15 protein-coding genes are annotated in these 25803 nt (G+C 40.6%); 13 read left to right on the top strand and 2 right to left on the bottom strand.

Going from position 1 to position 25803, the window contains the following annotated elements:
* Positions 1-227: 227 nt before the first annotated feature.
* On the top strand, positions 228-1400 hold the full coding sequence (locus tag HMPREF0659_RS02880) for a serine hydrolase domain-containing protein (protein WP_013264408.1): 1173 nt from the start codon (positions 228-230) through the stop codon (positions 1398-1400).
* Positions 1401-2443: 1043 nt separating this feature from the next.
* Here the strand turns inward: HMPREF0659_RS02880 and ppdK are convergent.
* Complete coding sequence (ppdK, locus tag HMPREF0659_RS02875) at positions 2444-5170, bottom strand: pyruvate, phosphate dikinase (protein WP_013264166.1); 2727 nt, start codon at positions 5168-5170, stop codon at positions 2444-2446.
* Positions 5171-5373: 203 nt separating this feature from the next.
* On the opposite strand from ppdK, the gene rlmD reads away from it, so the two are divergent.
* From rlmD to HMPREF0659_RS12590, 3 genes are all read left to right on the top strand, one after another.
* Positions 5374-6798, top strand: a complete 1425-nt coding sequence (gene rlmD, locus HMPREF0659_RS02870; protein ID WP_013264753.1) for a 23S rRNA (uracil(1939)-C(5))-methyltransferase RlmD — start codon at positions 5374-5376, stop codon at positions 6796-6798.
* 250 nt (positions 6799-7048) lie between these two features.
* On the top strand, positions 7049-8176 hold the full coding sequence (locus HMPREF0659_RS02865) for a porin (protein ID WP_013264003.1): 1128 nt from the start codon (positions 7049-7051) through the stop codon (positions 8174-8176).
* Positions 8177-8321: 145 nt separating this feature from the next.
* Positions 8322-8483 carry a hypothetical protein gene (locus HMPREF0659_RS12590; protein WP_013264388.1) on the top strand — a complete coding sequence of 54 codons (162 nt, stop codon included), beginning with the start codon at positions 8322-8324 and terminating at the stop codon, positions 8481-8483.
* A gap of 376 nt (positions 8484-8859) precedes the next feature.
* Here the strand turns inward: HMPREF0659_RS12590 and HMPREF0659_RS02860 are convergent, their stop codons facing one another.
* Entirely contained in the window at positions 8860-9924 is a 1065-nt protein-coding gene (locus tag HMPREF0659_RS02860) for an ATP-grasp domain-containing protein (protein ID WP_013264799.1), read from the bottom strand.
* 151 nt (positions 9925-10075) lie between these two features.
* Here HMPREF0659_RS02860 and HMPREF0659_RS02855 point away from each other — a divergent pair, with 151 nt between their 5' ends.
* From HMPREF0659_RS02855 to HMPREF0659_RS02815, 9 genes are all read left to right on the top strand, one after another.
* A complete protein-coding gene (locus HMPREF0659_RS02855) occupies positions 10076-11260 on the top strand; it encodes an ATP-binding protein (protein WP_013264740.1) in 1185 nt (394 codons plus the stop codon).
* A 46-nt stretch (positions 11261-11306) separates the two neighbouring features.
* Entirely contained in the window at positions 11307-14882 is a 3576-nt protein-coding gene (gene nifJ / locus HMPREF0659_RS02850; protein ID WP_013264001.1) for a pyruvate:ferredoxin (flavodoxin) oxidoreductase, read from the top strand.
* Positions 14883-15823: 941 nt separating this feature from the next.
* Entirely contained in the window at positions 15824-17446 is a 1623-nt protein-coding gene (locus HMPREF0659_RS02845; protein ID WP_013264072.1) for a malolactic enzyme, read from the top strand.
* Between the two features lie 220 nt (positions 17447-17666).
* Entirely contained in the window at positions 17667-18128 is a 462-nt protein-coding gene (locus HMPREF0659_RS02840) for a DUF1648 domain-containing protein (RefSeq protein WP_013264397.1), read from the top strand.
* 52 nt (positions 18129-18180) lie between these two features.
* Positions 18181-18801, top strand: coding sequence for a DUF6621 family protein (locus HMPREF0659_RS02835; protein ID WP_013264914.1), 621 nt, complete (start codon positions 18181-18183; stop codon positions 18799-18801).
* Between the two features lie 111 nt (positions 18802-18912).
* Positions 18913-20151 carry a saccharopine dehydrogenase family protein gene (locus HMPREF0659_RS02830; protein WP_013264532.1) on the top strand — a complete coding sequence of 413 codons (1239 nt, stop codon included), beginning with the start codon at positions 18913-18915 and terminating at the stop codon, positions 20149-20151.
* A 4-nt stretch (positions 20152-20155) separates the two neighbouring features.
* Positions 20156-20476: a TfoX/Sxy family protein gene (locus HMPREF0659_RS02825; protein ID WP_013264445.1), complete on the top strand. Its 321-nt coding sequence runs from the start codon at positions 20156-20158 to the stop codon at positions 20474-20476.
* Positions 20477-20509: 33 nt separating this feature from the next.
* Complete coding sequence (gene recA / locus HMPREF0659_RS02820; protein WP_013264412.1) at positions 20510-21535, top strand: recombinase RecA; 1026 nt, start codon at positions 20510-20512, stop codon at positions 21533-21535.
* Positions 21536-21677: 142 nt separating this feature from the next.
* Entirely contained in the window at positions 21678-25709 is a 4032-nt protein-coding gene (locus HMPREF0659_RS02815; protein ID WP_013264905.1) for a DEAD/DEAH box helicase, read from the top strand.
* Positions 25710-25803 lie beyond the last annotated feature (94 nt).

Raw genomic sequence — 25803 nt, 5'->3', positions numbered from 1 at the left:
GAATATTACCTTTGTCACATGAATAGTACCGAGATATTTACACAAGCTTTGAGCCTATCAGAAGCAACTTCTTAAAAGGAGGGCAAGGGGATTCGTAAATACAGAAAACTTTAAGTATATGGTCTATTTCATAACAGGGGAGCTTAAACTTAATTACCCACACGATTCGTTATAGAGCCGAATATTTTTTGTAACTTTGTGCTATAAAACTTAAAAACATTATCATTATGGCATCAAAAGCATATAACGTTCTATTTATTGTAGCAATGTTGTTGTTCAGTAGTTGCAGCGTATTCCGTGGACTCACACTCGATGGTCCTTCTGGTCCGGATATATATGAATATCAGAAGTTGGAACGAGACACTATTTTCAAAGGAAACAATCCGTTTCATTTTCCACTTGCTGCATCGCATCGTTGCATAGATAGAAATATGCATATAACTCACAAAAAGGCAGGAAATGCAGAGGAGATGCGAATAGATTCACTCGTTGAACAATGGTTTGGAAAAGATGGGCAATTGCTTATTATTCATAACGACAGTATTGTTTACGACCAATGGACAGAGCCTTTTTATCCAAGAAAGAATGCTACCATTTTCTCTGTTTCCAAATCGTTGACGGGGCTTCTTTGTGGTATTGCCGTAGACGAAGGTTATATCAAGAGCGTAGACGACTATGTAACTGATTATATTCCAGAATTGGCACAATACAATGCTACATTCAAAAAGTTACGGATTGTCCACCTACTGAATATGCAGGCTGGTTTCGATTTTTACGAGGACTATGAATTGACTCTAAAAGGTTTGTTTAAAATATTCAAGATAACTCAACTGCAATATGGGCACGACTTCACCCAACTTTTCCGACACATAAAGTTTAAAAGTCAGCCTGGCGAGAAATATGAATATAACAGTTTAACAACAGCTCTACTTTCTTGGATTATTGAACGAGCAACGGGTAAAACCTATGCAAACTATATGAGTGAGAAGGTATGGAAACCATTAGGTATGGAACGCGATGCATGGGTTACAATAGACAGTCGTAAGCATCATCACACACAAGGCTTTGGAGGTATTGCTACAAACGTGTATGACCTTGCAAAAATAGGAAGATTATATTTGAATGATGGTACGTGGAATGGGAAGCAAATTGTCAGCAAGGAGTGGATAGACAAGAGCTTAGAAAAGACTACCGAGAATAAAGGTTATCATTATTGCTGGTACCATCAGTATCGCGATAACAATGCCGAAAACTCTTCTTTCTATGCGTTTGGTGTCGGACACCAATTCATTTATATTAATCAGAAGAAGAATGTAATTATTGCCCGAATAGGAAACAACTACAATTGGATGGGGTGGGAAATGTCATTTTTCGACTCCTTATGCGACAAATTGTTCTAAACAAAATAAGTAGTTAAAATTCTGAATATATTTTGTAGGTAATGACAAGTAATACTACACAAAATATCCCGAAAATTTATGAAAAATATTTTTGCCGGTTAAACTTGGGATAAGATCCTTACTGTCAAAAACGAGTCCGCCTCAGAAACGCTATTTCTCACATTCATTCCAATATCCCTGATTTTCTACAATGAAAGAAATCCTCAATATGAAAGTTCCTGTCACTCCTGTCACAAAAGAACAGCGTATAACCTACTGACTTATAGCACGTTTATACGAAGTGTTAAAAGTGACAGCAAAATGAAATTAAAAATACTATCGTTATATCGTTACATTTTTAAAAGAGCTAACAACTTTTTATTACTCAAAGAACAACATATAAACAGAATTATTAGACGCACCCAACTCTTACGTTAGCAAGATTAATATTTCTTCTCGAATAAAAATAATTCTATTCATACATTTAACCTTAGTGAAAGCAATAAGAACCTTCTACTCATAGTAAAAAGAAGCAATGAAATAATAGAGAACAAAGATAAAAAGCGTTGCTTTACACTTAACTATAAAGGTTCAAGACTGCATATTACATACTTCTTGCTATGTTTTAGAACATAGTTTATAAACAAACTATCTATAACAAATCCTGCAAGGAGTAAAGCCTTTTGACTTTGCTGCACTCACAGAAAGGCTTTTTATACTGCCAGAGCATCTATTAAGACCACGGCAATTTGGGCTTGAATGATACTTTCTTGCCTTTGGACCCGTACAAATGTAAACCGTTCCAGACTGAATATTCGTATTTTTCTTTGTAGAAGCAGTCGTTCCTCCTATCGTAGAGAACAACGCAAGTGCTATAAACGCTGATTTAATAAATTGCATTTTGGTATAAAGTAAGATTGTTGTAATGAACTTAGTAAATTAGAAGTGAGAGCGAAAGGTAAAGACTCTACCTCTTTTAGATATACATTTATAAACCATAAGAAATAGGCGGTATACCTACGTAAAAACATGGTATACCGCCTAAAAAATATATTTCTAAGAAATTACTTCATTTCTTCCACTGCTGCTTGTGCCGCAGCAAGTCTTGCGATAGGCACGCGGAATGGAGAACAGCTAACGTAATTAAGACCTACACGATGGCAGAACTTAACAGAACTTGGCTCACCGCCATGCTCACCACAGATACCACACTTGAGGTTCTTGCGAGTCTTGCGGCCCTTCTCAACACCCATTTGAATTAACTGACCAACACCCTTCTGGTCGAGAACCTGGAATGGGTCAACATCAAGAATCTTCTTCTCCAAGTAGCTTGGCAAGAAGCTTGCGATATCGTCACGGCTATAACCGAAGGTCATCTGAGTCAAGTCATTTGTACCGAAGCTAAAGTATTCTGCCTTCTGTGCAATAACATCAGCTGTCAAAGCAGCACGAGGGATCTCAATCATCGTACCCACCTTGAATTCAACCTCAACACCCTCCTTCTTGAAGAGTTTATTTGCAGTTTTGCGAATGATGTTCTCTTGAATGTCAAGCTCATTAACAATACCAACCAATGGTACCATAATCTCAGGCTTAGGATTGAAGCCTTCCTTCTTCAACTGAACAGCAGCACCGAGGATAGCCTTAGTCTGCATTGCAGTAATCTCTGGGAATGTGTTACCCAAACGGCAACCACGAAGACCCAACATTGGATTGCTCTCAGAGAGTGCACTTACACGACTCTGAATAAACTGAACGCTAACGCCCATCTCTTCAGCCATGACTTCCTGTCCCTTAAGGTCATGTGGAACAAACTCATGCAAAGGAGGATCGAGCAGACGGATGTTAACTGGTAAACCGTCCATACATTTCAAGATACCATAGAAGTCCTGCTTCTGATAAGGCAAGAGCTTGTCAAGTGCTCTTTCACGCTCCTCAGTAGTGTTTGCGAGAATCATCTCACGCATAGCCTTAATCTTCTCGTTCTCAAAGAACATGTGCTCTGTACGGCAAAGACCGATACCAACAGCACCGAAGTTGCTTGCTACTTCTGCATCGTGTGGAGTATCTGCGTTGGTACGAACAACCAACTTGCTATACTTCTTACAAAGATCCATTAGCTCAGCGAAATCACCTGTTACCTCAGCTGGACGAGTCTTAACCTCACCGAGATAAACTTCACCTGTTGAACCATTCAAAGAGATATAGTCACCCTCACGGATAATAGTTCCATCAATCTCTAAGGTACGCGCCTTATAGTCGACCATGATTGCACCAGCACCACTGACACAGCACTTACCCATACCACGAGCAACAACGGCAGCGTGTGAAGTCATACCACCACGAGCTGTCAAGATACCCTCAGCAGCAGACATACCTGCGAGGTCCTCTGGAGATGTTTCAATACGAACCATGATAACCTGACGACCATCCTCATGCCACCTTGTAGCATCGTCAGCGAAGAATACAACCTGACCACTTGCAGCACCTGGAGAAGCTGGCAAACCACGTGTCAACACATGAGCCTGAGCCAATGCCTCCTTATCGAAGACTGGGTGGAGGAGTTCGTCGAGTTTGTTTGGTTCACAACGCATAAGCGCTGTCTTCTCATCAATCTCACCTTCATGAAGCAGGTCCATAGCAATCTTAACCATTGCAGTACCTGTACGCTTACCATTACGAGTCTGGAGGAACCAAAGCTTACCTTCTTGTACTGTAAACTCCATATCCTGCATATCATGGTAGTGCTTCTCCAACTTATCCTGGAGTGCATAGAGCTGCTTGTACAACTCAGGCATAGCCTCTTCCATTGAAGGATATTTAGTTGCACGAGTCTCTTCATCAATATTTTGCTGTGCAGCCCAACGGAGTGAGCCTTCTTTTGTAATCTGCTGTGGAGTACGGATACCTGCAACAACATCCTCACCCTGTGCATTGATAAGATACTCACCATTGAAGAGATTCTCACCAGTACCAGCATCACGAGAGAAGCAAACACCTGTTGCAGATGATTCTCCCATATTACCGAATACCATTGCCTGAACTGTTACTGCTGTACCCCACTCTTGTGGAATACCCTCCATCTTACGGTAAAGGATAGCACGCTCGTTCATCCATGAATCAAACACAGCACAAATAGCACCCCACAACTGCTCCATTGGATCATCAGGGAAGTCCTTACCTGTCTGCTCCTTGATAGCCTTCTTGAAGAGAGCAACAAGTTGCTTCAAGTCTTCAACAGTCATCTCGCTATCGAGCTTAATGCCACGCTCAGCCTTAACCTGCTGAATAATTGCCTCAAATGGATCAATATCTTCCTTGTTTACAGGCTTCATACCCAAAACAACATCACCGTACATCTGTACAAAACGACGGTAACTATCGTAAGCAAAACGCTCGTTACCCGTCTTTTCAATTAATCCGGCAACCACTGCGTCATTAAGACCAAGGTTAAGGATTGTATCCATCATACCTGGCATAGAAGCACGTGCACCAGAACGCACACTCATCAGGAGAGGATTAGCTGGATCTCCGAAGGTTGAATTCATCAAGCTTTCTACATGCTTAACACTATGCTCTACTTCTGCCTTCAGCAAGCCTACTACAGTCTCTTTACCTTTCTCATAATACTCAGTACATACATCAGTGGTAATTGTGAAACCTGGAGGAACAGGTACACCGATGAGGTTCATCTCAGCCAGATTGGCACCCTTGCCACCAAGGAGATTTCTCATATCAGCCTTACCCTCAGCCTTACCATTACCAAAGGTATAAACTCTCTTTTCGCTCATAAGTTAAAAATGATAATGAATTTTAGTTATTTCTATAGTGCAAATATACCAATAAATAGGTAAAGTAACAAACTTTTCTATAAAAATTGCTATCTTCACCTTACATTTTTGCTTTGTTAGCGAACACAGACTTGATAAAAACTATCAAGCAGACTACAAACGGGAAAAAATTAGTAACTTTGCAGCGAAATACAAAACAGATTATGAGTAGAAAAAGAAAGCCATTACCCATTCTGGAGAATGTCACAATAGAAGCTGTGGCGGCCGAAGGTAAATGTGTTGCACATGTTGATGATAAAGTTATTTTTGTTCCTTTTGTTGTACCAGGAGACGTAGTTGACCTTCAGGTACGCAAGAAGAAGCGTAGTTATTGTGAAGCTACAGTCATACGCTTCATCAGTAAAAGTGCTGTACGTCAGGAACCTATGTGTGAACACTTTGGCATCTGTGGTGGATGTAAGTGGCAAAACCTTCCTTACGAAGAACAGTTGAAAGCAAAGCAACAACAAGTATATGATCAACTGAGTCGTATTGGCAAGGTTGAGCTCCCTGAGTTTCGCCCAATCATGGGTTCAGTACACACCAAGGAATATCGTAACAAGCTCGAATTTGGTTGTGCTAATAAGCGTTGGTATACAGAAGAGGAGCTAAAAGCGCTACCAGAAGGCATTGGCTTGGCTGAAGGAGCCATCGGCTTCCATATTACAGGTGCCTTTGACAAGGTATATCCTATAGAGAAATGCTGGTTGATGGATGACCTCTGCAACGAGATTCGCAAGGATATCCGGGACTATGCACTCTCTACTGGAATGAAATTCTACGATATTCGTGCACAACATGGTTTATTGCGAGATATTATGGTGCGCAACTCTAATACAGGCGAATGGATGGTACTTGTACAGTTCCACTATGATGAGGAGGGAGACGATGAGCGTGCAAAGGCATTAATGCAGCATATTGCAGACCGTTTTCCACAAATTTCTTCACTCTTCTACGTTGATAATCAGAAAGGTAACGATACATTCAACGACCTTGAACTAACACTTTTCAAAGGTAATGATCATATCTTTGAAACGATGGAAGACTTAAGATTCAAGGTGGGACCAAAGAGTTTCTACCAGACTAATACCGAACAGGCATATCACCTCTATTCTGTTGCACGCGAATTTGCCAACCTTACAGGTAACGAGCTTGTATATGACCTCTATACGGGTACGGGTACAATTGCAAACTTCGTAGCAAAGAAAGCTCAGAAAGTAATTGGTATTGAATATGTTCCAGAGGCAATAGAAGATGCAAAGGTTAACTCAGAAGTCAACAAGATTGACAACACACTCTTCTATGCAGGTGACATGAAAGACATTCTTACAGAGGACTTTATCAGTGAGCATGGACGCCCAGACGTTATCATCACAGACCCTCCACGCGCAGGTATGCATCCAGACGTTGTGAACGTTATACTCGGAGCAAGTCCAAAGCGAATTGTTTACGTTAGTTGTAACCCTGCAACACAAGCACGTGACCTTGCTCTGCTCGATGCAGACTATAAAGTTTCTGCCGTCCAACCTGTAGACATGTTCCCACATACACCACACGTTGAGAACGTTGTCTTATTGGAGAAACGATAAACGACAGTAAACTACATATTTAAAGATTGCCCACTATTCCAGCCAAAGGAATTATCCTTTACAGTGACTGCCATAGTGGGTAATTTCACCTTAATATATATAGAAAGCCCTTATCTTCAAACTCTAACCAAGAAAAGACACGACAAAAGCAGCATAATATTTTGTTATTATTTGATAAAATACTATCTTTGCATCGTCAATAGCCGAGTTATCAACCTAAAATATTATCATTACCTAAATTCATAGAGTTATGAGAAAAACAATTATCCTATCAGCAATGATGCTATGCTCACTTCTCGGTAAAGCACAGGAAGCACCAAAGTGGATTAATAACGTAAAATTGTCTGGCTTCGGTATCGTTCAGTACCAATACAATGGTATGAACAACAACAAGTCAAATAGTTTCAACCTCCGCTTAGGCCGTGTATCACTTGATGGTCGTATCCTTGAAGATTGGGCTTGGAAAGCACAGTTACAGTTCAATGGAAACACATCTACATTGGGCGCATCACCACGATTAGTCGACCTCTTTATTGAATGGCAGAAGTATGATTTCTTCCGTGTTAAAGCAGGACAGTTCAAGAATCCATTCACTTTTGACAACCCTATCCATCCTATCGACCTGGGATTTATGAGTGTAGCACAAGGTGTTCAGAAATTAGCAAGTTTCTCAGACCGAGCTGGTGCACATCCATCTAACGGACGTGACATTGGTGTACAGATACAAGGCGATTTCCTAAAGACAGCCGCAGGTAGAAATCTTGTTCACTATCAGGTAGGTGTATTCGATGGGCAAGGAATCAACGTAAGAGATGTTGACCAACAGAAGAATATCATTGGTGGTGTATGGGTAATGCCTGTTGAAGGCATGCGCTTAGGCTGGTTCGGATGGACTGGTTCGTATGCTCGCAAGGGAACATGGACAGATGCAGCTGGTGCCACACACTCAGGTGTACGTAGTCTGCAACAACGACGCTATGCCTTCTCTGCAGAATACAAAGTTAACGATTGGACCATACGCTCTGAATACGTACATTCTACTGGTAATGCCTTCGCTAAAGCACTGAGCAACACAGATGCTTCGGCAGCTACAGACTGCAGTCTTAGTGCAGATGGAGACAAAGCTCAGGGTGTTTATGCTTTAGTCATTGCGCCTATCATTCCTAAGAAGCTACATGCCAAGGCACGTTACGATATGTATCAGCCATCTGATGGTGCTGAAAAGCAGCGTACACAATACGACTTAGGACTTGACTACGAGTTCACCAAAAACCTTGCATTGAGTGGTATTTATTCTTATGTTCATGATCGTTCTATGAATAGTACGGGTAAACCAAACTATTCAATGTTTGACTTAGAATTAAGTTTTCGCTTTTAAAATAAAGAAAAATTAAAGAAAATCACGGATACATTAGGTTGTATCCGTGTTTTTTTGTATCTTTGCCGAAGTTATGATAAACAAATATTAACAAACGAAGGTTGTAAGTATTCACGATAAAACATCCTCGTACAAACTCTAAAACATGACAAGACATCAGCACATCGACTATCAGACAGGAGGAATCAAACCTCCTTCTTCATCAGCGGCACGCCGTCGTAAGGTTTTTAATAAGGTAATGAAGATTGTTATGACATTCTTTGCCTTAGCAGTTGTTGGCTTGGCTTACTGGATGTATCACAACTAAGCCTATTAAATCTTTTAACCAACAAAAAATCAAACGTCTACGTCTTATTCAGCTATTTTTAGCTGAATAAGTCCGAATTTGTAAGTAAATACAAGTTCACAACATCATGGGAATGTTATTTTTAAACACTATTTCTTAGTAAACATTTCCTATATAAGATTGTCATTAATAGCTTACTATAGTGTAATTAATGACAATTGAGGTCTTCTATCCCTCTTTATTTAATGATATCTGTAGCCCAACACATATCGTGCGAAGCGCTAGCACTATTCGTGCGGAGGGTAAACACAAGTTGTGTTGCAGGCTAACACATCACAAATAAAGACCTGATATGACTTCATATACTCTTCTATAAGCAATTATTCAAGTACAGACATTATCTATCTTTGTGAACTATATGAAGATGATAATGAGAACCATCATAATCTATTCGCATCATTCTATTATGGAGTTCTTCCCAAGCAGATAAAGACAAGGCTACATGCCCCATCGTACGTCTCAAGTTAATCTCTACTACAGGGTGAAGCATAAAACTATCTTCTGCAGCAACAATCATCATATCAACGCCTAACGGACCGCTATAAACACCTCGCAAATGATTGGTTAGCAACTGCTCTAAAGCTGAAATAACTTCATGTAACAGTTCATTCGATACATAAGTAGACAGAGTCGAATGTTTCTCAGCTTCGTCTGCAAGGCTATTACCTACATATGCACCGCTAACAGTATGGAATACAGACAGTCCTGCGTAATGGGCTCCATCCGCATCCGCATAAAATTCTACACCAAAATCCTTCACCTTATTGTAATAAGGCTCTATCATTATACCGCCTTGCGTCTTTATCACATTCTTAGACCAATTAGCCAAGGCAGCATCCAAGACAGTATCAACATAGCGCACTCCTCTCCCACTGCTACTCCACGGAGCCTTTATCACAGCCTTACCCAAACTCTGAAGAATACGTTCTAATTCTATAATACTATCAACATAGGACGACTTACCAAGTAAAATAGGATGAATAAATTTCTCTTGTAGTTCCTTTAATACAGCAGAAGAGAACTGACGATTACTAAGTCTACGTACATTTGCAAGCACCTCATTATCAGGAAGTACAGATGGCTTAACCCCCATCTGGCTCAACTGAAACTTAATAGAAGAATCCCATCCCCATGGCACAACCTTATCAATCTGTTCTAATAGACGATCTACACCTTTTTTATCAACAAAATTCACCTGCTTACCATAACGCTGAAGGCGAGAGGCATGCTGCTGAGCAGAACTCACGTTTTCTACAAGTACATAGTCACCTTCCGCTGCCCACAGAACAGGTAGGTAATCTAAATCATTGCGAAGCTGCCTACCTGCGTGCGGAGCCGTAAAGTACTTGTTATCATAAGCTAACGCAATATCATGTTCGGGGTTAAATACGTGTAATGTCATTGAAATCCTTTGTTAATGCTGTGCAAAGGTACATCAAACCAAATATAACACAAAATAAAAACAAAAAAATCATTTTTTGCTATCTATAGTTTGCAAATTAAAGAAATTAATAGTAACTTTGCATGTGGATAATATATATAACGGGAACAAGATGGACGCATTCTTTCGCACGCATACTTACTTGGTGGAGCATGTAAATGCCCCAGTGCGTCGTCGTCTCATGGATGAGATTAATTGGGACGACCGCCTCATCGGCATCAAGGGTACGCGAGGCGTAGGTAAAACGACCTTCCTCCTACAATATGCCAAAGAGCGCTATGGCGCTACTGATCGCCAATGCCTTTATGTAAATATGAATAACTTTTACTTCCAAGGCAGAGGTATAGCAGACTTCGCTGGCGAGTTTTATCGTAATGGCGGAAAAGTCTTGCTGATTGATCAAGTATTCAAACAGCCTGATTGGAGTCATGAACTCCGTCAATGCTATGACAATTATCCTGAGTTGAAGATAGTTTTCACAGGCTCAAGTGTCATGAGACTGAAAGAAGAGAACCCAGAGCTTAATGGCATTGTAAAGAGCTATAACCTGAGAGGTTTCTCTTTTCGCGAATACTTGAATTTACAAACAAACCAACAGTTTGAGCCTTACGCATTAAAGGATATTATAAACAACCACGAGGAGATAACAAGACATATTCTCTCAAAGGTTAGCCCGATGAAGTACTTTGCAGACTATATTCACCATGGCTTTTATCCCTTCTTCTTAGAACATCGTAACTTCTCAGAGAATCTGCTGAAGACGATGAATATGATGACAGAGGTAGATATCCTTCTCATCAAACAAATAGACTTGAAATATCTGACCAAGATTAAAAAGTTATTTTACCTTCTTGCTTTGGAAGGTCCTAAGGCTCCAAACATCAGCAACCTTGCTAAAGATATCAACACAAGCCGTGCTACGGTAATGAATTATATCAAGAATCTTGCTGATGCACGACTTATCAACCTTGTATATCCAGTAGGACAAGAGTTTCCTAAAAAGCCTGCAAAGGTTATGTTACAGAACTCTAACTTGATATATGCCATCTACCCCATCCAACTTGATGAACAGCAGCTTATGGAGACATTCTTTGTAAATGCGTTACAAGAAGTATGCTCGGTAAATGAAGGTAATAAACAAGGCACATATATTATCAATCAAAAAGAAAAGTTTAAGGTATGTGATACTGGAAAGACTAAAAAGCGATTTAGCACAGACACAACCTATACTATATACAATACTGAGGTGGGAAAAGACAATCAAGTACCACTTTGGCTAATAGGTTTCCTATATTAGGCAAGACCAAAAACATTATAACAATATTCATTTAATAAATTTCAAAATGGCTAAAGAAAAGAAGTTTATCACTTGTGATGGTAACGAGGCCGCTGCTCACGTGAGCTACATGTTCTCTGAGGTAGCAGCTATCTATCCTATCACTCCATCATCTCCAATGGCTGAGCACGTAGACGAGTGGTCAGCACGTGGTCGTAAGAACCTTTGGGGTCAGACAGTAAGCGTTCAGGAGATGCAGTCAGAGGGTGGCGCAGCAGGTGCCGTACACGGTTCACTGCAGTCTGGTGCTCTCACGACAACCTTCACCGCATCACAGGGTCTTCTCTTGATGATTCCTAACATGTACAAGATTGCTGGTGAACTTTTGCCATGTGTATTCAATGTTTCAGCACGTACACTCGCAAGTCACGCTCTTTGTATCTTCGGTGACCACCAGGACGTAATGGCTTGCCGTCAGACAGGTTTCGCTATGTTCTGTTCAGGTTCTGTTCAGGAGGTTATGGACCTCTCTGCAGTTCCTCACCTTGCTTCATTGAAGACATCAGTACCATTCATCAACTTCTTCGATGGTTTCCGTACATCACACGAGTATCATAAGATTGAGTGCCTTGACCAGGAAGATATCCGTCCATTGGTTGACGAGGAAGATATTAAGCGTTTCCGCGATCGCGCAATGACTCCAGAGCGTCCAGTAGTTCGTGGTACAGCTGAGAACCCTGAGACATTCTTCACACATCGTGAGGCATCTAACAGTGCTTACGAGAATGTAGCAGAGGTTGTTGAACATTATCTCGGCGAAATCTCAAAGATTACAGGCCGTGAGTATCACCTCTTCGATTACTATGGTGCTAAGGATGCAGAGAACATTATCATCTTGATGGGTTCAGCTACTGAGGCAGCTCGTGAGGCTATCGACTACTTGATGTCTCAGGGTAAGAAGGTTGGTATGATTGCTGTACACCTCTATCGTCCATTCTCAGTTAAGCACTTGCTCGCTGCAGTACCAAAGTCTGTTAAGCGTATCGCTGTTCTTGACCGTACTAAGGAACCAGGAGCAGAGGGTGAGCCATTGTACCTCGATGTTAAGAGTGCATTCTATGATGTTGAGAACAAGCCATTGATCGTTGGTGGTCGTTATGGTCTCGGTTCTTCAGATACAACACCAGCTAAGATTATCGCTGTTTATGACAACCTCGAGTTGCCAGAGCCAAAGAATCACTTCACTGTAGGTATCGTTGATGACGTAACCTTCACTTCTCTCCCAGAGGTTGAGGAGATTCCATTGGGTGGTGAAAGCACATACGAGGCTAAGTTCTATGGTCTTGGTGCTGACGGTACCGTTGGTGCTAACAAGAACTCAGTAAAGATTATCGGTGACAACACTAATAAGTACTGTCAGGCTTACTTCTCTTATGACTCTAAGAAGTCTGGTGGTTTCACTTGTTCTCACCTCCGCTTCGGTGATAATCCAATCCGTTCTACTTATCAGGTAAATACACCTAACTTCGTAGCTTGTCACGTTCAGGCTTACTTGAACATGTACGACGTTACACGTGGTTTGCGTAAGAATGGTACATTCTTGTTGAACACTATCTTTGATGGTGAGGAACTTGTACACTTCATTCCTAATAAGGTTAAGCGTTACTTCGCAAAGAACAATATCAGCGTTTACTATATCAACGCTACTAAGATTGCACAGGAGATTGGTCTTGGCAACCGTACCAATACTATCCTCCAGTCTGCATTCTTCCGTATTACTGAGGTAATTCCTCTCGACCTTGCTGTTGATCAGATGAAGAAGTTCATCGTTAAGAGTTACAGTAAGAAGGGTCAGGACGTTGTAGACAAGAACTTCGCTGCTGTTGATCGTGGTAACGAGTACAAGCAGTTAACTGTTGACCCAGCATGGGCTAACCTCTCTGATGACGATGCTAAGGTAGACGATGCACCAGCATTCGTTAAGGAACTTGTTCGTCCAATGAACGCACAGGCAGGTGACCTCTTGAAGGTTTCTGACTTCGTTAATCATGGTACTGTTGACGGTACATGGTCAGTAGGTACAGCAGCTTTCGACAAGCGCGGTGTTGCTACCTTCGTTCCAAAGTGGGATGCAGAGAACTGTATCCAGTGTAACAAGTGTTCATACGTTTGTCCTCACGCTTGTATCCGTCCATTCGTATTGGATGAGGCTGAGAAGGCTAACTTCAACGAAGAGACACTCGACGTCATCGCTCCAAAGCAGCTCAAGGGAATGCAGTTCCGTATTGAGGTGTCAGTTCTCGACTGTACAGGTTGTAGCAACTGTGCTGATGTATGTCCAGGTAAGAAGGGTAACAAGGCTCTCTCTATGACTCAGTTCGTTGCTGGAGAGGAAGAGGCTAACCACCGTGCAGCTAACTGGAATTACCTCGTTAAGAACGTTAAGAGCAAGCAGAACTTGGTAGACATCAAGTCAAATGCTAAGAACTCTCAGTTCGCTCAACCTTTGTTCGAGTTCTCTGGTGCTTGTGCTGGTTGTGGTGAGACTCCATACGTTAAGCTTGTTTCACAGCTCTTCGGTGATCGTGAGATGATTGCTAATGCTACTGGTTGTTCTTCAATCTACTCAGCTTCAGTTCCTTCTACTCCTTACACAACTAATGAGGAAGGTCATGGTCCTGCATTCAATAACTCACTGTTCGAGGACTTCTGTGAGTTTGGTATGGGTATGGCTATGGGTAATAAGAAGATGCGCGAGCGTATCGCTGTACTTCTTAACGAATCTATGGCTAACGACCATACACCTGCAGAATTCAAGGAGGCTGCTCAGGAGTGGCTTGATAACATGAATGATGCAGATGCATCTAAAGTTGCTGCTGCTAAGCTGAAGCCATTGATCGCTGCTGGTGCTGAAAAGGGATGCCCTGTATGTGCAGAGCTGAAGACACTCGACCACTATCTCGTTAAGCGCAGCCAGTGGATTATTGGTGGTGATGGTGCTTCTTACGATATCGGTTACGGTGGTCTCGACCACGTTATCGCTTCTGGTGAGGACGTTAACATCTTGGTTCTTGATACTGAGGTTTACTCTAACACTGGTGGTCAGAGTTCTAAGGCTACTCCACTCGGTGCTATTGCTCAGTTCGCAGCTAAGGGTAAGCGTATCCGCAAGAAGGACCTCGGTTTGATGGCAACTACATATGGTTACGTTTACGTAGCTCAGATTGCTATGGGTGCTGACAATGCACAGACATTGAAGGCTATCCGTGAGGCTGAGGCTTATCCTGGACCATCACTCATCATCGCTTACTCTCCATGTATCAACCATGGTTTGAAGGTGAAGGGCGGTATGGGTCGTAGCCAGGCTCAAGAAGCAAATGCTGTTGCTTGTGGTTACTGGCAGCTCTGGCGTTACAACCCACTGTTGGCTGAAGAGGGTAAGAACCCATTCTCACTCGATTCTAAGGAACCAGAATGGGATAAGTTCCAAGACTTCCTTCACAGTGAGGTTCGTTTCCTCTCTGTCCTCAAGGCTTATCCAAATGAGGGCGAGGAGCTCTTCAAGGCTTGTGAGGATATGGCTAAGCTCCGTTACAAGAGCTATGTTCGCAAAACTCAGGAAGACTGGAGCGAGGAGGCATAATCGCCTAACCCACAGATTAAAAAGATATAGTTAAAACACTATATAACATACGCAAAGAGGCTTCTCCATCATGGAGGAGCCTCTTTTTTGGGCTATTCCGTTAAATGCATAGACACTTATCGTATAGCGTTAACAAAAGAATCAAAATAATTCATTAAACAAAAAATAACCAAGACAGTCTTGACTATCTATTTTGTTCATCCTCCGACACAGAAAATCTTATCATGTTAAGGCTACGAAAATTTGCAGATAGAATATTGAAAATTCATGACACAATTTTGGATAAAAAGTATAAAATAAAGCGGAAAAGCACATATAAAAGGTAAGATTACAACCAGCAGTAAATCAATTAGTTATAAAATCGTGCAAGTAAAGGTGCTTAGTAAGGTTTCAAAAGGGCGTTAGTAAGACCTCAAAAGAGCACCTTTTGCAAGTTAATTGGGCGTCATTTCAAAGCCCAAAGAGCATATATTAGCTTTGAGTTGCATGAAAATAATTTACTAACATCGCTTTATAAGGGGGATAAGTTATTTGTAGAAGACAAAAACATATTTATCCCAATAAGCCTATTTTTTTCAAGAAAAGAAAGTAAAATAACAACAAGCAAATAGAAACAATGCACAATAAACATATTTTCTTTTATTTCTTAAGAGAATAAAAACATCTTATATTGTTTGTTTTTCCTAAAAATTATATATATCTTTGCCCTAATTGTAGAGAAAACAAGTTACATCATAGCACAAAATAAAATAGTTTTTTAGATTATATATCAGAATATTAATATTATTAATTATTCATAATGAGTTATTAGATTAGGTATCTTTATAACATTTCAAAGATTAGACAAATTTGACAATAAATAAGATTGTCAAATAAAAATATTTATAGATTCTAATAAGTAGCATGGTAACCTTTCGCTACTAACAAAAATATAAGAAAGTATGGATACATCTAAAGAAATCTTGAACAACCCTTTCGTCAACAAGGGAACAGCCTTTAGTATGGCTGAACGTAAGAAGTTAAATCTTGTAGGACTACTCCCTCCAGTTGTACAGACACTTGAAGAGCAGATAGAAAGAACATATCTGCAATATCAGAAAAAGGTAAATAATCTGGAGAAACGTGTATATTTGATGACACTTTTCAATACCAACCGTACTCTATTTTATGCACTTATGGCGCAGCACATCGAGGAATTCATGCCGATTGTTTATGATCCAGTTGTCGCAGATGCTATTCGTCAATACGACGAATTATTCATGAAACCACAAGATGCAGGATTCCTCTCTATCGACCATCCAGAAGATATCGAGAAGTCATTGCGCAACGCTTCAGAAGGAAGAGATATAAAACTCATTGTGGTTACTGATGCCGAGGCTATATTGGGTATAGGTGACTGGGGAGTTAATGGTGTTGCCATTGCCATTGGAAAACTGATGGTTTATACCGCAGCAGCGGGTATTAACCCTAATGAGGTATTGCCATTAGTACTTGACGTGGGAACTGATAATAAACAGTTGCTCGACAATCCTCTTTATTTAGGCAATCGTCATGAACGTGTTCGTGGTAAAAAATATCATGAATTTGTAGACAAGTTTGTTGAAACAGCAGAATGTCTCTTTCCAAATTTATACCTTCATTGGGAGGACTTTGGTCGTCCTAATGCAGCAGCCATTCTCGAACGCTACCAGAATAAAATTACAACATTTAACGATGATATACAGGGAACAGGCATAGTTTCTTTGGCTGCTATTCTCGGTGCACTGAACATTTCAAAACAGAAATTTACTGACCAACGTGTGATGGTGTTTGGTGCAGGAACAGCAGGCGCAGGTATTGCACATCAGATTTACGAAGAATTTATGCAACAAGGACTATCTTCTGATGAGGCAAAGCAACATATTTATTTAGTAGACAAACAGGGATTGCTCACTGATGACATGACTGACTTGACAGAAGGTCAGCAGTTCTTTACACGCTCAGTAAATGATTTCCATAAGCCTCTACCTACTTTGCGCTCAGCAGTTAGCGCCATTAAACCTACTATATTAATAGGAACTTCTACACATCCAAGAGCTTTTACAGAAGAAATTGTGAAAGAAATGGCTGCACATACAGAACGCCCTATTATCTTCCCGCTGTCAAATCCAACAGAACTTGCTGAAGCAAAAGCTTCTGACCTGATAGAATGGACTGATGGACGTGCGCTCATCGCTACTGGTATCCCAAGTTCACCTGTAGATTATAAAGGGGTAACTTACGCTATCGGGCAAGCTAATAACGCTCTGATGTATCCAGGATTAGGACTGGGAGTGATAGCCTCTACGGCAAAATTAGTAGATCAATCACTCTTATCAGCAGCAGCACATGCTTTAGGCGGAATTGTGGATGCATCACAACCTGGCGCAGCAGTGCTCCCTCCTGTGAACAAAATTACTTCTTTCTCACAGCATCTTGCCGAGGTAGTAGCACAACATGCCATTGACCATCAGAATACAAGAGAGAATATTACAGATGCACATGCTGCTGTAGAGCATATAAAATGGTATCCTCGTTATGAATAGATGGAAAGTACAAGTAATTTTATAATGCTAAAGATTGCTATCCGATAAAACTTAAATTATATAGAAATCCTTGCAGAATTACCTTTATATAGAGGTAATTCCGCAAGGATTTTTTTTAATGATTACCAAATAGTAATAGTTTTATATAAACATTTTTATAGCGTTTATACGAATAAAAAAACAGATATTCGTTTTGAACTTTATAAAATAAAATCTATCTTTGTTCACGAAAACAGACTCTTCTAACATCAACAACAATCATAATATGAAAAGTAAAATCCTATCATTAGCCATTATCATTGCAATTACAGTAATTGCATTATATTGTGTTCTGAGTGGACCTGAGACTATTATCCTACATTGGAACATTGGTGGAGAAGCAGAAAGCTATGGTTCTAAGTATCTTATACTGGCACTTCCAGTTATTTCATTTATCGTATTCTTACTGATTGTCAACCAAGAAAAGCATCCATACGACACAAGTCTTATGAGCGAAAAATCACGCAGAAACAGGAATCCTAAAGCTCTTCGCGATATAATGCCAATCCTGTTGTTGGTTATATTGTATCTTACAGCATGTTCTGTCCAAATAATTTCTATGTCATCATTAGTACCATTCTCTCTTATTATTATTGCTATTATTCTCTTTATGTATAAATCACGCAAGTCGACAAAGCTATAAAAACGACCTTATTTATTTTGCATTTCGCTTGATTTAATGTATCTTTGTAGCTATGAATGCACAAGAAGCACAGAACATTAAATGGAGTGAGAACATCATCATTGTGGATGGTGATTATATAGACCATGTCGCTTTCGACCTCATTGTCAACTTTGAGCGAATGCTGAACCGTCGTATTCCCGCTGCTGATTTCAGCCAGTGGGTTGTAAACATTGCCCTTGATGGACGTTTGAAGCCTGGAAATCACGAAACACAAGTGGTGCTTTTACATGATAAGCAGAATCCAAAACTTGAGAATTTTGCTCCAGCGGATTATGCGAAAGAACTGAATGGGCAAGCATTCAAGGATTCACAGCTTGGCGAATTTATTATCAATGCTATTGCTACAGGTGATGAAGTAGCCAAGAAAGACGATGTTCTTCTCGACCTTCTAAAGACAATTCTTAATCATGAAGAGGTTAAACGTATTATGGTTGTATCAAACGCTGAGGACAGCCAATTGATGAGTACACTTCGTTCTACGCTTCGCGATGTAGATGATGAGCTAAAACATATTACCTTGTTTGCAATGCAACCACTCGAAGGAGGTAATTTCAAACAGCAAATTTTGGGTTACTCGCTTCTTAATGCAATGGGTATATCCGCTTCAGAGATTGAAAGTAAGATTAAGTAAGACATAAAAATAAAGTAATAATAATAAAATAAGAATTCTCAAAATAACATTCCATAGCTCCCTTCTTTGGAGTGGAGAATAGAATGGGAATACAGAGAATTAAATTGAACTATGGGAAAAGTTTTAATGATTGGCGCAGGTGGCGTAGCTACTGTAGCCGCTTTTAAGATTGTCCAGAACCAGGACGTGTTTACGGAGTTCATGATTGCCAGCCGTCGTAAGGAGAAATGTGACGAACTGGTTAAGGCAATTCATGATAAGGGCTACAAGGCTGATATCAAGACTGCACAGGTTGATGCAGATGATGTTGAGCAATTGAAGGAACTCTTCAATTCATTCAAGCCTGAGCTGGTTATCAATCTTGCACTACCCTATCAGGACCTCACTATCATGGATGCCTGCTTAGCTTGCGGTTGCAACTATCTTGACACCGCTAACTATGAGCCAAAGGATGAGGCACACTTCGAGTACAGCTGGCAGTGGGCTTACAAAGATAAGTTCGAGCAAGCTGGATTGACAGCTATCCTCGGTTGTGGTTTCGACCCTGGAGTGTCACAGGCTTATACCGCATACGCAGCAAAGCATCACTTTGATGAGATTCACTATCTCGATATTGTTGACTGTAACGCAGGTAACCACCACAAAGCATTTGCAACCAACTTTAACCCAGAAATCAATATCCGTGAGATTACCCAGAAGGGACTTTATTATGAGAATGGCAAATGGATTGAGACAGATCCATTGGTAGTACATCAAGATATTACCTATCCAAACATTGGTCCTCGTGACTCATACTTGATGCACCACGAGGAGTTGGAGTCATTGGTCAAGAACTTCCCAACTATCAAGCGTGCACGTTTCTGGATGACCTTTGGTCAGCAATACCTTACTTACCTTGATTGTATTCAGAACCTTGGTATGAGTCGTATTGATGAGATTGAGTATGAAGCACCATTGGCAGATGGTTCCGGCAAGACAGTGAAAGTTAATATTGTACCTTTACAGTTCTTGAAGGCTGTGTTGCCTAACCCACAGGATCTCGGTGAGAACTATGATGGTGAGACTTCTATCGGCTGCCGTATTCGTGGTATCAAGGATGGTAAGGAACAGACTTACTACATCTATAACAACTGTAAGCATCAGGATGCCTATAATGAAACAGGTATGCAGGGCGTAAGCTATACGACAGGCGTACCAGCAATGGCTGGTGCAATGATGTTCTTCAAGGGATTGTGGCGCAAGCCTGGTGTATGGAACGTGGAAGACTTCGACCCTGATCCATTCTTGGAGGTACTCAATAAGCAGGGCTTACCTTGGCATGAAGAGTTTGGTGGTGATTTAGAACTATAAGAAGATGGCTTGCTCTTTGGACTTTATTGAATTTGTCAGTAGTCAGATAGCTACTGCAGGGACTGTAAGATACAGGAAGATGTTCGGTGAATACATGATTTATGTTGACGAAAAGCCTGTTATCATAGTTTGTGACAATATACCTTATGTCAAAGAACACGAGGCAATTAAGTCAATGATGCTATCTGCCGAACGTGGATTCCCTTATGAAGGAGCTAAGGAACACTACGTTTTAGATGTTTCAAGGTCTGATTTTGCTGTCAAGGTTGTTAAGGTCTTGGCAGAAGTGTTACCTTATCCAAAGAGTAGAAAGAAGAATAAATAATATTTTATCAATCAGAAAAAAAGATAATAGTATATGGCAAAAGAAGATACAGGTACGACATCAGCAGCTGAAGGTAAACTGAAAGCTTTGCAGGCTGCAATGTCTAAGATAGAGAAAGACTTTGGTAAAGGGTCCATCATGCGTATGGGCGACGAACAAATAGAACAGGTAGAGGTTATCCCAACAGGTAGTGTTGCACTCGACACAGCACTCGGCGTAGGCGGTTATCCACGTGGTAGAATCATTGAGATTTATGGTCCGGAGAGTTCTGGTAAGACTACATTGGCTATTCATGCCATTGCAGAGGCACAGAAGCAGGGCGGTATTGCAGCCTTCATTGATGCTGAGCACGCCTTCGACCGTTTCTATGCAGAGAAGTTAGGTGTGGATGTTGATAACCTTTGGGTTTCACAGCCAGACAATGGTGAGCAGGCTTTAGAGATTGCCGACCAGCTGATTCGCTCTTCCGCTATTGACATTCTCGTTGTCGACTCAGTTGCAGCCTTGACTCCAAAGAAGGAGATTGAGGGTGACATGGGTGACTCTGCAGTAGGTTTACAAGCACGACTGATGAGTCAGGCATTGCGTAAACTTACCTCAACAATCGCAAAAACTAATACTTGCTGCATCTTCATCAACCAGTTGCGTGAGAAGATTGGTGTGATGTTTGGTAATCCAGAAACAACAACTGGTGGTAACGCACTGAAGTTCTACAGCTCTGTACGCCTTGACATCCGCCGTGTTACATCTATCAAGGATGGCGATCAAGTTATCGGTAATCAGGTTCGTGTGAAGATAGTAAAGAACAAGGTTGCTCCTCCTTTCCGTAAGGCAGAGTTTGAGATTACCTTCGGTGAGGGTATTTCAAAGATTGGTGAGATTGTTGACTTGGGCGTTCAGTATGGCATTATCCAGAAGAGTGGTAGCTGGTTTAGCTATAACGGAACCAAACTCGCACAAGGCCGTGATGCTACAAAAACAATGATCAAGGATAATCCAGAACTTGCAGAAGAGCTGGAGGGCTTGATTAAGAATGCTATCGTCGAACAGACGAAGTAATAAGCACAAACCTATGGTAACTTGAATGTAACTCTTTCATATAAGTACATTCCTGATACCATAGGTTTTTTGTATACCTTAATTAATTTCCAGTCCTATAAGGTTTAACAAGGATACTACATTAATTATAAGCTTTATTTTTATGCTTTCATTCTCTTCTCTTAATTCCAACGAGCGCACACTTCTTATGCTGATGGCTTATTTTTACAAATATGGTCAAACTAAGAAAAAACTATCAAACTTGTTGGAGAAGATAATGTTGCCATCTCTTTCCGATTTGGCTTTTAAAAAGTTAATGACCGATGGTTTACTGGTAGAAGTAAATCTTCACTATTACGGAGGTGGAAAAGTATTATACATAAATAAGGATATGCTGATTCCTTCTCTCTTTGAACTTTTCAAAGAAGAAAACAGCCTATTATTACAGAATATTCGCAGACTTTATAAAAAGACTTATAATAATGAAAAACCATCTCCTTTGGTGCGTTTGATAATATATTACATTGCGACAAATGCAGAGGAAGCTGTATCTACTCCCTATGCGCAAATCTTAGAATCGTTCAATGACTGTTGCCTTAACTTGATTGATGAAAGAGAATATGAGACTTTCTTTCTATCAATGCCCACAGAATTATTGTCTTTTGTTCTGAATGCAACTCTTCGTATGGCAATGGCTCGGGATAAAGTAATGGACTGGGAATATTTAAAAGGACTTGTTTTCAGTCGTAAAAAAATAGGCAATAGTGTAGCAAAAAAAAGCGATTTAGAATCAGTCTTTGCTTATTATTACTATTTAGGTACAGGTAAAATCTGTATTAATCTCAAAACATCTGTAAGCAATATCTTTACACTTCAGATAGCAGCAATTGATGCATTGTATAAAGAAGATTACGCTTTAGCCTATAAGCTATATACCAAGGTGATGACGGCTAATAATAAGGTAGCGCCTATTAAGGGACTTTTTGTAAATCCAATTGCTAATTATTATTTCTCACTTGCAGCTATCTTTACCAACACAGAGACCTCTCTGAAGAAGTTAGAAACGATGATGAAGCGTAATGGGGATAGAGAATACACGCCTACATACTTCCTTGTACAACCGTTGAAGGCTTATTTTTATGATAAGTCTGATGCAAATATACGAAAAGAATCTTATCTTGAATCGTGTGGGAAACCAGATATGCAGATGGTATCCTGGCTTACTTGGACGATGTATCCGTCTTTTGGCATACTTCCGAAAAAAGCAACTAAGCCTATGGCCCCACCTAACTGGGCTTTCTTACAGCTAGAGACTGGCATTATGAAGAGTAGCTCTTCTGAAGCAAATATGGTGAAAGACTTCGGTGGCACATCGCTGTTGAGCCGATTAGAAGTAAAATCTCTTTGGCAGCTTCGCCTTGAAACGCTAATTGCGGAGAATCAAGCAGTAGGGAATCAAACAACAGAGATTGTTCGAGACACAATGCTCGTATATCTGTTGCGTTATGGAATTGTTGTTCCCATTCTTAAACGTAGGTTGAAAAATGGTAGTTGGTCTGTGGGTAAGGAACTTTCTGTTCGTGAACTTATAAATCTGGATGTTCCGGGCTTAGACAGTGTTGATCAGCGTATTAAAGAAGGAATCTTTTCCTGGGAATATAGTGTCTATATTGAAAAGTATCTGTATCTTTTTGTTGATTGTGACCATATCTACACTGGTTCCACCTATGACTTGCAGCCTGTGAAGATTCATAAGGACAATCCACACCTTATAATAGATAAACGTTCGGATGGTTCTTTCAGTGTCTCTACGAATGTAAAAGAGTTACAAAGAGGTGAGAAGTCGTCTTTCTTTTATAAGAAGAATTCAGAAACAGACTATTCTGTCTTTACCCCTTCTGAGTTTGAATACAAGACTTATAAGGAGATTCTCACACAGAGCATTTACCCTGCAGAAGCCGAGCCCTATCTTATCAAGTTGATTACAGCTATTGGAGGCAAGACAGAGATACACTCTAATATGATTGCGGAACTCGATTCTATGAAGAAGGTTGACATCTCACCATGTATCACCCTCCGCATCGTTCCAGACAAGAACTACAGCTTCTTAATGACTGCCTCTGTACGAGCTTCAGAAAGTATGCTATTTGTTCCAGGAAAAGGTAACATCACTACAATAGCTGAACATGAAGGGAGGAAGGTGCAACTGGTGCGAAATTTAAAGAAAGAACGGGAATGTTTAAAGACTATCAATGAAGGTTTAGTAGAGTCAGAAGTCTTCGAAGAAGAAGACACATGGACTCCTCAGAGCATCAACGAACCTTTAACCCTATCACTTCTGTCATTACTTCCGTTTATCAATTGGTGTAAGGAACATCAAGATATATGCACTTTAGAATGGGCTGAAGGCTGTAAAATTAATTATTATCCTAATATAAGTAGCAGTACAACACAAATTTCTTTCAGCTCAAAGAACGGTTGGTTTGAAGTTGAGGGAAATGTACAAATAAGTGAAGGACAAGTTATATCCCTCCAGAAACTTCTTGAACTAATGCGACAAAGCTATAAACAGAAGTATATTCGCATTAGTGACAATGAGTTTATCACCCTTAGTAGCCAGCTTTCACGTATACTAAAACGGCTCGACACGGTGACAACAGAAAACCACTCACACTTACAGATGTCTCCTGCTGGCGTTTCTTTATTAGGCGATTTATTAGATGATACATCTTTAGATATCAAGAGTAATAAGACGATAGACGAATTGCGCCAACGTATTGAGGCGTGCAGTAAGAAGTCACCTGTAGTCCCCAAGACCTTACAGGCACAGCTTCGCGACTACCAGCAGGAGGGATTTGAGTGGATGTCAAGGACCACTTCGTGGGGAGCAGGTGTATGCCTTGCCGACGATATGGGATTAGGAAAGACTATCCAAACCATCACCCTACTGCTTGAACAAAGTGAAAATGGAGCCTCATTGATTGTCGCACCAGCCTCAGTCGTCCCCAACTGGCGCAATGAACTCCAGCGTTTTGCACCGACGTTGAATCTTACTATTCTCAATCAGAGTGAGGATCGTTCAAAAGATATTAAGGAGGCAAAGGCTGGAGATGTTATTATCACCACGTATGGTTTGTTGAATATTCAGCAGGATGACCTCACTGGGAGGGAATGGAACGTAGTCTGTCTTGATGAAGCACATACCATCAAAAATGCCAATACAAAGATGTCAAAGGCGGCTATGCTGTTGAAGGCACAGCACAAGGTTATCCTTACGGGTACTCCTATTCAAAACCATCTTGCAGAGTTATGGAATCTCTTCCAGTTTATTAACCCCGGTCTTTTAGGAAGTGCAGAACAATTCAGGAAGAAGTTTATCCTGCCTATTGAAGGAGATAACGACAAAGCACGCCAAAGCCAGTTACGCCGTCTGATTTCTCCGTTCCTTTTGCGTAGAACAAAAGCAGAGGTCATTGACGAATTACCTGCAAAGAACGAAATAAAACTCCCTGTTGAACTATCATCGGAAGAGATGGCTATGTATGAGGTTAAAAGGAGAGAAACAGAGGCGAAGATTCTTGAAAATAAAGCTGACAAGGTAAGTACGTTGGCAGAGCTTACTCATTTGCGCCAGATGGCGTGTAGCTGTTCGTTGGTTGACAAGAAATGGAAGCTACCAAGCAGCAAAGTACTTGCGTTCATAGACTTGGCGGAGAGTCTCAACGACAGCGATAATCGTGCACTTGTTTTCAGTCAGTTTACCAGTTTCTTTGAAGAGGTAAGAAAGGCGATGGATAAGGCAAAACTTCCATATCTTTACCTTGACGGAAGCACCTCGATGGCTATGCGCGAGAAGCTGGTAAAGGAATTCCAAACAGGAAAATGTCCTTTCTTCCTTATCAGTCTGAAGGCTGGAGGATTGGGACTGAATCTTACGGGTGCTAACTATGTTGTTCACCTTGACCCTTGGTGGAATCCTGCCATCGAACAGCAGGCTACCGATCGTGCCTATCGTATAGGACAACAACAGGATGTAACGGTTTATCATCTTATTAGTCAGCACACTATCGAGGAGAAGATTCTACGCTTACATAAGACAAAACGTAATCTTTCCGACTCGCTTCTTGAAGGTTCTGATATCTCTCATGCAATGACACAGGAAGAATTGCTCGAGTTGTTGCAAGATAACAGATAAGAAAAGAGAAATATGAGGAACTTGCTTATTTATATCTATTATATGTTTAAGAATAGTTTACTGTCATTTTAACATTTGCTTATAACAGACTTAT

It is taken from the genome of Prevotella melaninogenica ATCC 25845 (assembly GCF_000144405.1).
Lineage (GTDB): Bacteria > Bacteroidota > Bacteroidia > Bacteroidales > Bacteroidaceae > Prevotella > Prevotella melaninogenica.
This window is presented reverse-complemented; position numbering and strand designations above follow the sequence as displayed.